The organism is Ruegeria sp. G2, assembly GCF_056533505.1.
The window spans coordinates 134,740-148,363 of sequence record NZ_JBQFON010000001.1; the positions used below are offsets into that span (position 1 = coordinate 134,740).

The following is a 13,624-nucleotide window of genomic DNA, read 5'->3' on the forward strand; positions in this document are numbered from 1 at the left end:
AGAACCGCTCTACGGAATATATTCCACAAAGCGCACGCGATTATCATAAACACTATGCTCGCATATGGTGTGAAAGTTGAGGTTGGAGTTAGTGTATCGATAATATAGTAATGTAGTCAAAGGGCATTTATTGATATGCGGTGCAAACTTATCAGGAATTGGACTGCCGGAGTTGCTTTGGCTTTGCTTTCAACCGTGGCCCCGCAGGCGGCAAGGGCCTATCAGGTCGATTGCGCCATTCTGCTTTGCCTGGCCGGTGGTTGGCCCGCGTCAGCAGAATGTGCCCACGCCCGAGCAGTGTTTATCCGCCGGATCACGCCCTGGCCGATTGAGCCGCCGTTGCAAATCTGGCGTTGTCCGATGGGTGTTTCTGAGCGTGCGCCTTTGCAAAGCACGGCCCCGAAGATCTGGGAGGCCAGCAACCACAATGGTCAGACACTCGCCCAAGTTATTCAGTCTCAGGTGGCTGAAGGCAGTGCCGATATCGACATCAGTGGTCTGGAATTCGATTTTGTGCGCTCCATCCGCGTCTGGGATGTGCGGTACTACAGCCATCGCGAGCGCGGTCGCGACGATGATTGCTCTGAGAGTTATTACATGCGCCTCGGGACCTACGGCACGCAGGGCGAATTCGGCTGGCAACGCACGACTCCAGCGGCCGCCCCGCAGTGGGTTCTGCCTTCACGGCGCTGCTCATCATCGAATTGGCGACGAGGTGTCGGTGTGGAATGGGAAGATCACGAAGGCAACCACGGATATGAGTGGGTAGCCTACTAAGGCTATTCGCCGATGTCTTTCATGCGTTCCGCGATATCGCCCGCAATGCGCTCATATAGCGCGGCTTGTTTGTCCCTTGGCGTCCCAGGCTTTGGGTTTCTTCGACGGATGCGTTTGGCGAGCCAGAACAGCATACGGGCCGCTGGATCGGATGTCGCATCCGGTTCTGCGGCCGGATACTTCTCCTCAAGGGCGACGACGATTTCCTGAGACAGGCTGCGCCGGTTCAGTGTGGCATGCGTTTCCAGACGCTTCTTGAGCGCGGCAGGAAGCAAGAGTTTGAATTGGACCAAGGCTTCTTCTTTCATGATTGCATGATGGACAATATTTGTCCTCAATGATATGGACATTTTATGTCCTTTTGTTGAGGTGTAAATATGAAGACAACCCAGTTCAAACTTAACCTTCCAGCGGACGTGAAAGCCTGGCTCGAAGAGGAGGCTGTGCGGAACTTACGCTCACAGGGCGCTCAGGTGGTGTCTTGTTTGCGGGCCGCCATGTCGCGGCAAGAAGCCGTGGGTGAGAGGGCTGAGAAATGAGCCCAAGCCATATTCAGCTGATTCCAACCCCAGAGCTCGCGCTTCTCTTCGGCTACAACGAGCCGAGCGCGTCCTTCTATGACTTCTGCCGTAGGACGGGTATCGCTCCGGTGCCAGGGCGGCGCGGGTGGTATGACCCGAAACTCATTCGCGCGCGATTGGATGCTGTTCAGGGCATCGGCGCGGCAGAACGCGAAGCCACTTCGCAACCGAGTCTCGTTGCACAGCGGAGAGCACGCCGTGCCCAGAAGTAACCTTCCCAAGGGCGTCCACCGTGTCCGACGCAAGGTTGTGTCCGGTGTGCGCTACCATTTCTATGCTTGGCGAGGCGGCCCCAAATTCTGGGAAGGGACGGACCCAAGCCCCAAAGAACCCGAATTCTTCCATGCGTTTTCACAGTGCGGTACGCCCGTGAGCCCGGCTGAATACCTGACGACTCACTTGGTCGACGATTTTCTGTCCAGCGCGTCACTGCCCAAGGCTGAGCGTTCTAAGGCTGATATCCGCAAGTGGCTGGAGCTGTTTCGCGAAGAATTCGGTGCCGATCCTGTCGCGATGTTCGAAGAGCGCGCCTCAAGAGGCGAGGTTAACAATTGGCGCAAGAAGTGGCTTCATTCGCCCAAGCAGCACGATATGGCGGGCACCCATGCGACGCGCGTCCTCAATTGGGCGGTGGAAGAGGGGAAGTTGAAAGAGCATCACTGCCACAAGCTCAAGAAGCTCTACCAATCGAACCGCACAGAAATCATCTGGACGAGCGGCGATATCGCCCAGTTCAACAAACATGCTCCCAAGTGGGTCCAAAGGATCCTGACCGCCGGATGCGAAACCGGTTTGCGAGCGGCTGATTTGGTTCAGGTCAAAATGGACCAATTCGAAGACACTCCGCACGGCAAACGCCTTCGTTTTCGGACCAGTAAGCGTGGCCAAATTGCATATATCCCTGCCACATCGGCACTTGAGAAATTGATTGCAGAGACGCCGGAAGGCCAAGAGGTGTTGCTGGTGTCAGAGCTTGGCAGGCCTTTGACGGCCCGTTGGGCATCGAACCAGATCACCAAGTGGCGGCGCGAAGCTCAGATCCCCCCTTGGATCGACGGCCGAGAGAAGACTTTGTCTGATACGCGCGGGACGGCGGCGACAAGATTGCTGAATGCCGATCTGTCTTTGCGCCAGATTGCGGTGCTGATGGGGTGGTCGGTTCGCTACGCGGCGCAGGTAATCGAGCATTATGCGCAGGTTAGTCCGGACGAAAGCGATGCGGTTCTGCGCAAGCTCAATCGAGCAAAATCACTGTCTCAAGACACAAAAATGTAAACGCCCCTGTAAACGCGGGGCCTCAAACACGGCAAGGAGTGATGTAAGTGATTGTTATTAAATGGAGGCGAGTACCGGAATCGAACCGGTGTACACGGATTTGCAATCCGCTGCGTCACCACTCCGCCAACTCGCCTTTTCAAGCAATATCAGATACTTGCTGTGGTGTGGTCGGCGTTCTAACAGCTTTCTGAGTGAACGTCCAGAGCTTTGAGTGCGATTGTTTCTGCTCTTGTACTAAATTGCGAAGCGCTCTGATAAGATCATTTTGCCGCGCCCGAATTTGCCGTCTGAGCCGTTGCTGCTGGCAGGCGGATGTGGCACAAGCCAATAAGCAGAATGACAAGGATTGAGCGATCAAATGACAGATTTCGCAGCCCGGCGTCTTACGATGGTTGATACTCAAGTCAGGCCCTCGGATGTGACAAAATTCCCGATCATTGATGCGATGCTGTCAGTGGCACGTGAAAATTTCGTGCCGGATTCGCAGCGCGAGGCAGCCTATGTCGGCGATCTGATTGAATTGGGAGGCGGGCGTTGCCTGCTGGAGCCCAGAACTTTGGCCAAGATGTTGGATGCAGTGAATATTTCCAACGATGAAGTGGTTTTGGATATTGCACCTGGATTGGGCTATTCGACTGCGATTGTGGCGCGAATGGCTGAGTTAGTCGTGGCTGTGGAATCCGAAGACGATTTGGCGGCAGAAGCGCAGACACTTCTGATGGAAGCTGATGCAGATAATGCAATTGTTCACACAGGCCCTCTCGAAATGGGTGCCGTTGAGCATGGCCCTTATGATGTAATCTTGGTTCAGGGCGGTGTTGAGCAGTTGCCCGCCACGCTGCTGGATCAGCTCAAGGATGGTGGACGGATCGTTTGCCTGTTCATGGAGGGCAGTCTTGGGACTGTGCGGGTAGGTATTAAGGCTGCAGGCCGGATTTCGTGGCGCTATGCGTTTAATGCCAGCGCTCCGGTTTTGCCCGCGTTTTGCGCTGAGTGTGCATTTTCGCTATAGTTGGCAATAGAAGTATTTTTGATGCCTTGATTACTTGAAAACACCGGCGCAAACTGCTCCGGTGGTTGCGTAATTTCGATTTGAGAGGATTTGGTAATGCGCGGGACGACGACAGGAAAGCTGCTCAAAGGTCTCACTTTGGCTGCTGGTATAGCGTTTAGTGCAATACCCGGACGGTCAGTTTGGGCTGACAATCTGACAGATGCGTTTATCGGTGCGTATAATACCAGCGGTCTGCTCGAACAGAACCGTGCATTGCTGCGGGCAGCGGATGAAGACGTCGCAATTGCGCTGTCTGCATTACGTCCCATCATCAACTGGACTGTGCGTGTTAGCCGCGACTACACGCGGACCAGTACGAGCAGCCTAATCAACACGACCGAACCCTCCAGTTTTTTCTCGGGCCTTACGCTTAGCCAGTTGATCTATGACGGCGGCGCTTCGGTTCTGGGCAAGCAATCGGCGCAGGAAACCGTTCTTTCTACACGTCAGTCTTTGATCGATATCGAACAGCAAATCCTAATTCGTGCAGCGAATGCTTATTTAGGTGTTTTACTGCAGGAAGAAACTGTCGCGATCCGCCAAAACAACGTGGAAGTGTCAGCCGAGGAACTCCGTGCCTCGCAAGACCGTTTCGAGGTTGGTGAAGTGACACGTACAGACGTTGCGCTGTCCGAGGCACAGTTGGCCAGTTCGCAAGCGGATTTGGCCGTTGCCCGTGGTAACCTGAGCATTGCGCAGGCTGAATACGTGAATGCAGTTGGCAAAACGCCCGGAAGGACGGCTGGCCAGCCGAGGTTGCCAAATCTGCCGCGTTCAGAATCCGATGCTGTCAATCTGGCGCAACGTAACCACCCGGCTATCCTTTCGGCGCAGCATCAGGTTCGCGCGCTGGATCTGATCGTACAGCAACAGCGAGCCAATCTTGGACCGAATGTCAGCTTGAATGCTGATGCAGGTATCACCGAGAGCTATGACAACGACGACTACATCAACGATGCAACAATCTCGTTGAATTTCAATCAGCCGATCTATGCTGGCGGTGGTCTGGCGGCTGCAGTGCGTCGGGCGATGGCGACACGTGACGCGTCTCGCGCGAATTTGCTGAATGTACAGAAAAACATCACTCAAGGAGTTGCGGATCGCTATGCGGCATTTCAGGCCGCTACGGCCAGCTTGCGGGCTTCGACCGAGCGTGTTCGCGCCTCGCAAGTTGCCTTTGACGGTATCCGCGAAGAAGCGACGCTAGGTGCGCGTACAACTTTGGATGTTCTGAACGCGCAGCAGGATTTGTTGGACGCTCAATTGGCTGAAGTTGCGTCTCGGACTGAGCGGTCTCGTGCTGCGTATGAGTTGCTACAGGCACAGGGTTTGTTGACGGCAGAGCGCTTAGGCTTGGCGGTGCAGATTTATGACCCGACCTTGTATTACAACCTCGTCAAAAAGGCGCCATCGCAGGTTAGCAAGCAAAGCCGCGATTTGGATCGGGTGCTCAAGGCATTGCGCCGGGATTAAACAGTATCGCTACCTGTTGTGGCGATGGTTTTGATTAGCTACAATCGAACCAAGGTTAGAGCGGTAGAAAAATATGTCGGATCGTGTTGTAAACGCCAATATTCAGGACGTTCTCTCGTCGGTTAAACGAATGGTCGACGAAGACGCCAGTGGCGAATCGGAATTTATCTTTGTCCCTTCGCCCCCGGCGTCCAAGCCTGGGCGGTTGGTTTTGACCGACGCCCTGCGCGTCAGCGAGGAACCGCTGATTGCCAAGAAGCGGGCACCTCTGAAGTTGATGCCTCATAGCAACGCGGGCGATGAGGCAGAAAGACAGGCCGCGAATACGCCTGACAACCCAGATGAACCGATGCGTTTGCAGTCCAACGAATTTGTGCCCGCGAAAGATGCGGAGGTCAGCACCGAAGAACCAAAGCGTGATCTTGCGGGGAGTTTGAGCGCAAAAATCGAAGCCTTGGAAGCCGCGATCGCCCGGACTGAAGATCAGTGGGAACCGGATGGTGAAAGCGACGATGATTACTCTGGTACCAAGACAAAGGCTGTCGAGTGGCCAGTGGACAAGGGATTTGCGCAGTCTAAGGTCGCACAGCCCGACACAGAGTCCAAAACAGAGGCCGTGTTCATACGCGATCCTTCGGTAAAAGCGGATCCGACACCAAAGCCCACTGGTGCAGTGTTTGAGGAGCAGCAGTTGCGCGAGCTTGTTGCGCAGATCGTCCGAGAAGAGCTGCAAGGCGCATTGGGCGAGCGGATTACCAAGAACCTGCGCAAGATGGTTCGGCGCGAAATTGTGCGCGCATTGGCCGCTGGGGATCGAGACTAATCCTCAGCCCCGATTTGGTGTCTGCGCCATCGAGAGAAACAGGTCCAAATCCATGTGCCGCTCAAGATGGTCGGCAAGGTCGTCCAGAACCTGTTCGACGCCGTCTTCATAGGCGTTTTCTGATACAACGCCCAATCCGGACAGATAGCTGGCGCGAAACGCGTCTGATGTGAAAATCCCGTGCAAATAACTGCCGCGTACGCGTCCATTGGCGCTGGCGGCACCTTCTGGCCTCCCCCCCACCTGCAGCCACGCGCGGGCGCAATCCGGACCTTCGGTCCTACCCATATGGATTTCATAACCGCTGACAGGTTCCTTACCGGGTAGGGCGGCCGCTGATCGCAATGTAACCTGCTTTTCACCGGCCATAGTGGTGGTGACATCCAGCAGCCCCAAACCTTCGACGTGACCTGGGCGACCGTCTACGCCATCCGGATCCGCGATGGTTTTTCCCAGCATCTGATATCCGCCGCAAAGGCCCAGAACGTGTCCTCCCCGACGGACATGGGCATAGAGGTCTATGTCCCAGCCTTGCGCCCGAAAATAGGCCAGATCGCCAATCGTGGATTTGCTGCCGGGCAGCAACACCAGATCGGCATCGCCGGGCAGGGGGCGGCCGGCAGGAATGATCTCGACCGTCACACCGGGTTCTGCCGACAGCGGGTCAAGATCATCGAAATTGGCCATCCGCTCTAGCTGAGGCACAATGATCTTGCACGCGCCTCCGGCATGAGAACGAATATCCATCATATCCTCGGCGGGCAGCTTCCATGCATCGTGAAACCAGGGCACTACGCCAACACAGGGCCAACCGGTCCGGGCCGCGATGTCATCGCGACCTTCATCAAATAGGGACACGTCGCCTTTGAACCGATTTATGGCAAAGCCTCGGATCATCTCGAGATCCCTTGCGTCCAGGACTGCCTGTGTTCCAACGATTTGGGCGATCACTCCGCCACGATGGATATCGCCGACCAGAACAACCGGAACGTCAGCGACACACGCAAATCCCATATTGGCAATATCACCCTTGCGCAAATTGGTCTCAGCCGGGCTGCCCGCGCCCTCGATCAGCACCAAATCGGCGTCGCTGCACAACCGGCCGAAGCTTTCCAAAGCTGCACCCAGAAGCTTGGATTTATCTTTGCGGTAGTCGCCCGCTTTCAATGTGCCTGCGCGCCGGCCCTGAAGGATGATTTGCGCGCCTGTGTCGGTTTCTGGCTTCAACAGGATCGGGTTCATGTCGGTATGCGTCGGCCGTTTCGCCGCCCGCGCCTGCAGGGCTTGCGCGCGCCCGATTTCTCCGCCGTTTTCGGTGACAGCGGCGTTGTTCGACATGTTCTGTGGTTTGAACGGCGCAACCCTCAGCCCGCGTCGGGTATATGCGCGTGCCAGTCCGGCCACCAAAACCGATTTTCCGACATTGCTGCCGGTGCCTTGAATCATGATGGACCGCGCCATGGCCTGTCTCCTATGTTGACGCGCAGATGACCTGATTTAAGGGCAAAGGAAAAGCCCCCTATGAACACACCTGCGCATCTTTTGATCGGCGCCGCCGCTTTTGCACGCCCAGCCCAAGGAGCCGCATTATGTGCAGCGTTACTTGGATCGGTGTTGCCGGACTTGTCGTTGTATGTGATGGCAAGTGCCTCGCTGTATATTCTGAACATCCCGGCACAGGTTGTATTCGACCAGCTTTACTTTTCGCCAGCCTGGCAAACGGTGTTCGCCGTCGACAACTCGTTCTTTGTGTGGGGAACCGCGCTTGGCCTAGGGCTGTGGCGAGGTTGGCACCTATTGACCATAGGTGCGTCCGCAGGGCTGCTGCACTTGGTGATGGATTTCTTTTTGCACGCAGGAGATGGTCGGCCACAATTCTGGCCGCTCAATTCTTGGGTCTTCGACAGCCCCATCAGCTATTGGGACAGTACGCATCACGCCATTTGGATCGCGCCCATATCCATGGCGGTGTGTTTGGCGGCCTATGCGGTGCTGTGGCAACGCGGCCTTTCGATAGGGGCTAAGCTCTTTTTTGCTGTTTTTCTTGCAGCCGAGCTCTGGGTTGCAAGGCAATGGATAATGTACTTTTAGCCTGGTCAATGAAAAACGCGCCCCGTCGTCAGGGCGCGTTTTTTCAATCGGATGCGGGGTTCAATCAGGCCGCTTCGGCCTGCTGAGCCGCATTCCTGCGTTCGCTTTCTTCGCGTGACAGAGCCACCGAAGTCCGGACGCCGCGACCGACGAATTCCATCAATCCACCAACAACCCGCTCATTGGGGTCGATACCGGCGCAGGACAGTACTTCGCGACCATCGCGCGAACGGGCCCAGCGGGCAATTTGTTCTGGCCCATTGCCGTATTTCTTGTCGTCAGCGATGGCATCATCCAGAGCAGCCAGTACAACGGCTGCGAAAAGTTTGCGTGCACGATTGCCTTGTTCGTTATTGAAGGCAGTGCCGTCAACGAAATCTCTCATCTCGTTTTTCCTGTTTTTCTTGCTCTTGCAATTTTCGGCGTGACGGTCCTTATGACCTATTACATGCGATTCGGATACACCTAAATTGCATAACTACGTTGCGTCATTTGCATGGCTCGCTGCATGTGCAGCACTAGGTTTCGTTGTCTTGTCAGGTGTGGTCACGCCAGATATAGGGACAACAACTGACGCATCAACCGTTTGTGAAGGATTTAAGTCATGCCCAAGATAAATGGGAACGAAATTCGCCCCGGCAATGTGCTTGAGCATAACGATGGGCTGTGGGCGGCTGTTAAGGTGGATCACGTAAAGCCCGGTAAAGGCGGTGCTTTTGCCCAGGTCGAACTGCGCAACCTGCGTAATGGCTCAAAACTGAACGAACGCTTTCGTTCTGCGGACAAGGTTGAGCGCGTACGGCTTGAGCAAAAAGATCAGCAATTCCTGTACGAATCCGATGGCATGTTGGTGTTCATGGATTCTGAGACATACGAACAGATCGAGCTGCCGTCGGAATTGCTGGGCGAGCGCCGCCCGTTTCTGCAGGACGGCATGACCATTGTTGTCGAATTCTACGAGAGCGAGGCGTTGAATGCGACGCTGCCGCAAAAGGTGACCTGCAAGATTGTTGAGACCGAACCGGTCGTCAAAGGGCAAACCGCTGCAAACTCGTTCAAACCTGCAATCTTGGACAATGGCGTTAAGGTCATGGTTCCGCCGTTTATTGGTCAGGATGAAATGATCATCGTGAATACGGAAACCATGGAATATTCTGAACGCGCCTAAGCTTGTTCCAACCACATTCGAAAGACCGCATCCTTTAGGTGCGGTCTTTTTTGTTGCGCGGTCGCCGGTATCGCTCGGGGTCTGGACCGAACAGTTCAAGCATCAATTCGAACTTGATGCGATTGGCGCTGACTTGGCGATAGAATGCGATTAGGAATGCGGTTGGACCTTGTATGCGTGTTAGCCCGCTGGTGGCAGCAACCACGGTGCCGACGTCCGTACGCCCCTGCAAAACCAGCCATCCGCCAAGCATCAAGATGCCAACCGTCCCGGCACCGTTGATAACGCTCAGCAAGAATTTGGCAGACAATTTCCAGATGAACATGCGACGGCGTGTTTCGTAAATGTCATCAAACAGTGCGTCGATATCTGTAGATACAGCCTCGATATCCTCGGTCGTCAAACGGTCGGTTGAATTGCGCAGGATACGGACCCGTTCGGCGACAAAGACGTTCACGCGCCGTTGCGAGACCAGAACAATGATGATTTGTGGAAGGATCATCGAAAACGCGATCAGACCCAGACCGGGTTGTGTGGATGAGATATAGCCAATCACACTGATCAACGTTCCGATCTGAACAACGGGGTCGGAAAAGGCGCCGCCTGCAAATTTACCAAGCTCTTCAGCCTCGGCAGAGACGGCAGTGCTCATGGTTCCCTTGCGAAAGGATTCTCCGGTTTGGTTGAGATCAGCTGCGCGCACCAACAGGCGTTGACGGATCAGGCGGATCAGGTCCTCGCCCAAAGTGCCCGCCCGGTATCCCAGCACCCATTTCAGCGCAAGGCTCAGCAAAATGACAGCCATCATGCCAGCGCCCAATGTCAACAATCGCTCAACCCCGACATCTGCGGATGTCAGGTGATTGATGATGTCGCGCTGAAATTCCAGCGGAACTGCGGCTAGCGCTGCAACTGCCAATGACAGCAAGATTAGTATTACTTGCCGGCCCGCACTGGCCCGCCAGATTGCCCGATAAAGCCGGAACATCTTTTACATCCCTCTTGCAGTTCCGGCGCCAGTGTTACCGCGCAGCGCGATGGGTTCCAGCGAAAACGTGGCGCGTGGCTATCCGTGGGGCTAGTCGGTCAAACGCACGATCGCATCGCCCGCCAGCATGTCCCCTTGGGCGCGATCAAGGCGCAGATAGGCAATAGCCTTGCCATTGGATTGCGTAAACAAAGTTCCGGCGGGCTTCCCACTAGACTGTATCTCGGATCCGATCGGTGCAGCGCCCTTAATTTCAACAATACGCAAGCCTTTGCGCAGTTCGGTTTTGTGCTTCATGCGCGCGGTGACTTCCTGACCAACATAGCAACCTTTTTTGAAGTCGAGGCCATTCAGGGCTTCGAAACCGGCTTCAAGTATATAGCTGTCTGGCGTTAGTTCGATATTTGTCTCTGGAATGCAATGACGTACGCGGATCGCATCCCAGTCTGTACCATCTTCGTCTTCCGGTGCCGAAGAATAGCCGCGCCAGCCAAGATCGGGATGCCTTGGATCGGGCAGGGCGCCTTCTGGCGCGGGGCCTGTGCCGCGCTGCAGATTGAGGTCGGTTGCTTCGATCGCAACATCAGCTCGCAGCTTGAACATCGTCAGGCGCTTATTCAGCGCGTCGGCCAGATCCTCTGCCACGTCCAGCAGAACCGATGATCCGTCCCGTTTCAAAAAGAAATCAGCCAGATACTTGCCCTGCGGGGTCAGCAGGGCAGCGTAGACCAACCCCTCATTCAACCGCTGTACGTCATTTGTGATCAGCCCTTGCAGAAAGCTGTCTGTATCCTTGCCGGTCAGGCGCAGAATGCGGCGATTGGGCATGGGTTGATCCTCGTCATTTGGTCTGGCCTCGTGATATAGGAGAACGCGCCGCCATGACCAGAGGGTATCAGACGTGTCCGCCCCAATCAGCATCGTAATCCCGACATTGAATGCAGGGCAGGAGCTGCCAAGTACACTGCAATCGCTGATGGAAGGTCTGCAACAGGGACTGATCCGCGAGTTGATCGTCAGCGATGCTGGTTCGGATGATCACACGCTAGAGATCGCTGATGAGGCAGGGGCCCGGATCGTGTCAGGCGCCCCATCACGCGGCGGGCAATTGCGGAGGGGATGCGCTAAGGCCAAAGCTGACTGGTTACTGATCTTGCACGCGGATACCGAGTTGCAACCGGGCTGGACCGCAGCGGTGGCAGAACATCTGAACACAGGCCAACCTGCGGCCTTTCGTTTGCGGTTCCGCGCCAAGGGTGTGGCCCCACTCTGGGTTGCTGGCTGGGCGAATTTGCGCAGCCGCCTGTTCGGGTTGCCTTACGGCGATCAGGGACTGTTGGTCCAGCGCCAGACCTATTTGTCGGCGGGTGGGTATCCGGATCAGCCATTGATGGAAGATGTCGCCCTGGTTCGCGCCCTGCCGCGCTCGGTGCTGTTAAAAGCGAATGCGGTTACGAATGCGGAACGCTATATCCGTCAGGGCTGGTTTCGGCGTGGTGCGCGGAATCTCTGGACATTGGCGCGCTATTTTCTTGGGGCTGATCCGGCGAAGTTGGCGAAGGCATATCGGGGATAAAGGCGGTGCGCAGTTCAACAATGGACTTCCCTAGGCGAAACGGGGCCGCAAAACTGACCAGACATAGGGCGATGATCTGTAAGACCAGAATATGCGCATTGGCCTGCAGATATTCCCATTCTTCCTTCAATTTGCCCACCTGATCAATCAGATCGTCATAGCTCTGGGCGAGGATCAGGTAGTCGCCTGCGATGGCAGGTACTTTGCGGCGCATGTTGTCAACGGCGGCTTGCGTGGTTTCATCCAGAGAGGTGAACACCAGAAACTGCTGGATATCAAAAGCATCGGCCTTAGCGGCCATATCGCGAGCCTCTTCCATCTCGTCCTTTGATGTCCGGCCAAACAGAAAATGCAGCCCTTGCAGCGGTGCAACTTCGTTTGTGACCGCAATAAAGAGCGGTAAATCCGCATTGCTGGCGGTCGAGGCAGACAAGAATTCCACCTTTTCACACAAAACGGCGGTATCGGGATCATATGCCGGGTCGCAAAACCGCAGTCGAAAACGTGCTGCGTCGCGGTCAAAGGCCAGAGTCGCAGCATAAGCGACGTCAATTTGCCGATCCAATCGTGAACTGTCTGATGTATAGAGCCCCGCCAGTACGGCGACCAATGCGCCGATCCCGCCCAAAACCACCCAGACAAGATCTGCCAGTTTCCAGGCTCGATGTCCCGCTGGCTTCCGGAATAAGAAGCCCGTTCCCAATAGGCCGATCAGAAACGAAAGAATAAGCAACGGTAGTTGATTGTCGGCAATAAATGTCATGTGTACAGAATGTACGGTCTGAGGTTGTTCAGACAATAGTGTTCACGCGCAGTTGTATCTCATGACACCACGAAAAAGGCGTCATGATCCCGAGCTTTGGCCGAATTTGCGGAACAGTTTGGTCCTGTCGAATGCCTGCTCAAGCTCTTCGGTACGTTCTTTCACGCTGTCCCACAGACGTTCTTGCATTTCGGCGATCACACATTCCAACAGTACCAGGATCGAGGCCATGGAATCCCACGCAGACGGAACCGCGATACGCGCTGCAAATGTGTGCTTTGCCAGCCGATGGATCGGCGAACGCCATTGATCCGTCAGCAGCACGACCTCGGCGCCTCGTTCATGGCAAAGCTGTCCGATCAGCAGCGTGGTGTTCTCGTACCGCCGCACATCCAAGGCCACCAACACGTCCCCTTCACGCACCTCAAGCAGATCATGGGTCCAGGAGGCCGCATCTGATAGCAGTTTCACGTCGGGCCGTATCATTTGCAGGTGCAGATATAGATACTGCGCCAGCGTCCCGGTAATGCGTCCTCCGGTTATGAAAATGCGTCGATCCGGATCGCACAATAGGCGGCAAAAGCTGTCGAACTCTTCCGGAGCCACCTCATCGATTGAACGCCGTTGGTTGTCCAGCGCCTGCCGGGAATAGCGGTTTAGGATATGTTCCTCTGGCAGATCATTTTGCCAGACATCCCGCTTGGCAACGGGACCCGAGATCATCTCTTTCACTTCGCTGCGGATAGCAGCTTGAAACTGAGGGTAGCCGCCAAATCCGGTTTTCTGCAGCATACGCGCGACTGTCGTGGTTGAAACCGAGGCGATGCTTGCAAGTTCCGTAATGCTGCCAAGACCTGCCATTGGATAATCATCTAGCAGCACATTCACCAATTGCCGCTCCGATGGGGTCATCGTTTCGCGATGGGCAAGGAGTCTTTCAGTTACGCGCACGGATTACATCCTCTTTGGTTATCCACCATCTAATGTGCAATATTTGACATCTGAAACGGTTGTGTGGGATATTTTACAGGAAAATTATTGACAGGTTAAGG

14 protein-coding genes, 1 tRNA gene and 1 pseudogene are annotated in these 13,624 nt (G+C 55.3%); 8 read left to right on the forward strand and 8 right to left on the reverse strand.

Annotated elements, in window-relative coordinates; genetic code table 11:
- The first annotated feature begins 135 nt into the window (after window positions 1-135).
- Window positions 136-777 carry a hypothetical protein gene (locus ACR0DU_RS00615; protein WP_480871913.1) on the forward strand — a complete coding sequence of 214 codons (642 nt, stop codon included), beginning with the start codon at window positions 136-138 and terminating at the stop codon, window positions 775-777.
- Window positions 778-779: 2 nt separating this feature from the next.
- On the opposite strand, the gene ACR0DU_RS00620 is transcribed toward ACR0DU_RS00615, so the two are convergent.
- The gene (locus ACR0DU_RS00620; RefSeq protein WP_050673817.1) at window positions 780-1,085 is read right to left on the reverse strand and encodes a hypothetical protein; all 306 of its coding nucleotides are present in this window, start codon (window positions 1,083-1,085) and stop codon (window positions 780-782) included.
- A 471-nt stretch (window positions 1,086-1,556) separates the two neighbouring features.
- Between ACR0DU_RS00620 and ACR0DU_RS00625 the strand changes: the two genes are divergently transcribed.
- On the forward strand, window positions 1,557-2,633 hold the full coding sequence (locus tag ACR0DU_RS00625; RefSeq protein WP_480871915.1) for a tyrosine-type recombinase/integrase: 1,077 nt from the start codon (window positions 1,557-1,559) through the stop codon (window positions 2,631-2,633).
- A 62-nt stretch (window positions 2,634-2,695) separates the two neighbouring features.
- Here ACR0DU_RS00625 and ACR0DU_RS00630 read toward each other — a convergent pair.
- Window positions 2,696-2,769, reverse strand: a tRNA-Cys gene (locus ACR0DU_RS00630).
- Between the two features lie 225 nt (window positions 2,770-2,994).
- Here ACR0DU_RS00630 and ACR0DU_RS00635 point away from each other — a divergent pair.
- The 3 genes from ACR0DU_RS00635 to ACR0DU_RS00645 all read left to right on the forward strand — a co-directional run bounded on the left by ACR0DU_RS00635 (window position 2,995) and on the right by ACR0DU_RS00645 (window position 5,986).
- Entirely contained in the window at window positions 2,995-3,648 is a 654-nt protein-coding gene (locus ACR0DU_RS00635; RefSeq protein WP_170779206.1) for a protein-L-isoaspartate O-methyltransferase family protein, read from the forward strand.
- A 96-nt stretch (window positions 3,649-3,744) separates the two neighbouring features.
- A complete protein-coding gene (locus tag ACR0DU_RS00640; RefSeq protein ID WP_170779204.1) occupies window positions 3,745-5,163 on the forward strand; it encodes a TolC family outer membrane protein in 1,419 nt (472 codons plus the stop codon).
- A gap of 73 nt (window positions 5,164-5,236) precedes the next feature.
- Complete coding sequence (locus ACR0DU_RS00645; RefSeq protein ID WP_170779202.1) at window positions 5,237-5,986, forward strand: hypothetical protein; 750 nt, start codon at window positions 5,237-5,239, stop codon at window positions 5,984-5,986.
- Window positions 5,987-5,989: 3 nt separating this feature from the next.
- Here the strand turns inward: ACR0DU_RS00645 and ACR0DU_RS00650 are convergent, their stop codons facing one another.
- Window positions 5,990-7,447 (reverse strand): cobyric acid synthase, encoded by a 1,458-nt coding sequence (locus ACR0DU_RS00650; protein ID WP_480871917.1) that lies wholly within the window; start codon window positions 7,445-7,447, stop codon window positions 5,990-5,992.
- A gap of 60 nt (window positions 7,448-7,507) precedes the next feature.
- On the opposite strand from ACR0DU_RS00650, the gene ACR0DU_RS00655 reads away from it, so the two are divergent.
- The gene (locus ACR0DU_RS00655) at window positions 7,508-8,077 is read left to right on the forward strand and encodes a cobalamin biosynthesis protein CobQ (protein ID WP_170779199.1); all 570 of its coding nucleotides are present in this window, start codon (window positions 7,508-7,510) and stop codon (window positions 8,075-8,077) included.
- Between the two features lie 64 nt (window positions 8,078-8,141).
- On the opposite strand, the gene ACR0DU_RS00660 is transcribed toward ACR0DU_RS00655, so the two are convergent.
- Complete coding sequence (locus tag ACR0DU_RS00660; protein WP_008757056.1) at window positions 8,142-8,462, reverse strand: DUF6280 family protein; 321 nt, start codon at window positions 8,460-8,462, stop codon at window positions 8,142-8,144.
- A gap of 219 nt (window positions 8,463-8,681) precedes the next feature.
- On the opposite strand from ACR0DU_RS00660, the gene efp reads away from it, so the two are divergent.
- Window positions 8,682-9,245, forward strand: a complete 564-nt coding sequence (efp, locus tag ACR0DU_RS00665) for an elongation factor P (protein ID WP_010439041.1) — start codon at window positions 8,682-8,684, stop codon at window positions 9,243-9,245.
- A gap of 34 nt (window positions 9,246-9,279) precedes the next feature.
- Here efp and ACR0DU_RS00670 read toward each other — a convergent pair whose 3' ends face one another.
- Together ACR0DU_RS00670 and ygfZ are read right to left on the reverse strand one after the other, a co-directional pair.
- Window positions 9,280-10,233 (reverse strand): ABC transporter transmembrane domain-containing protein, encoded by a 954-nt coding sequence (locus ACR0DU_RS00670; protein ID WP_010439045.1) that lies wholly within the window; start codon window positions 10,231-10,233, stop codon window positions 9,280-9,282.
- 90 nt (window positions 10,234-10,323) lie between these two features.
- Entirely contained in the window at window positions 10,324-11,061 is a 738-nt protein-coding gene (gene ygfZ, locus ACR0DU_RS00675; protein WP_480871920.1) for a CAF17-like 4Fe-4S cluster assembly/insertion protein YgfZ, read from the reverse strand.
- Between the two features lie 73 nt (window positions 11,062-11,134).
- On the opposite strand from ygfZ, the gene ACR0DU_RS00680 reads away from it, so the two are divergent.
- Window positions 11,135-11,809 carry a TIGR04283 family arsenosugar biosynthesis glycosyltransferase gene (locus ACR0DU_RS00680; RefSeq protein WP_480454571.1) on the forward strand — a complete coding sequence of 225 codons (675 nt, stop codon included), beginning with the start codon at window positions 11,135-11,137 and terminating at the stop codon, window positions 11,807-11,809.
- A 7-nt stretch (window positions 11,810-11,816) separates the two neighbouring features.
- On the opposite strand, the pseudogene ACR0DU_RS00685 reads toward ACR0DU_RS00680, so the two are convergent.
- Together ACR0DU_RS00685 and ACR0DU_RS00690 are read right to left on the reverse strand one after the other, a co-directional pair.
- Window positions 11,817-12,572 (reverse strand): annotated as a pseudogene (locus ACR0DU_RS00685) (hypothetical protein); the annotation flags it as partial.
- A gap of 81 nt (window positions 12,573-12,653) precedes the next feature.
- Entirely contained in the window at window positions 12,654-13,523 is an 870-nt protein-coding gene (locus ACR0DU_RS00690; RefSeq protein ID WP_170779195.1) for a MurR/RpiR family transcriptional regulator, read from the reverse strand.
- Window positions 13,524-13,624 lie beyond the last annotated feature (101 nt).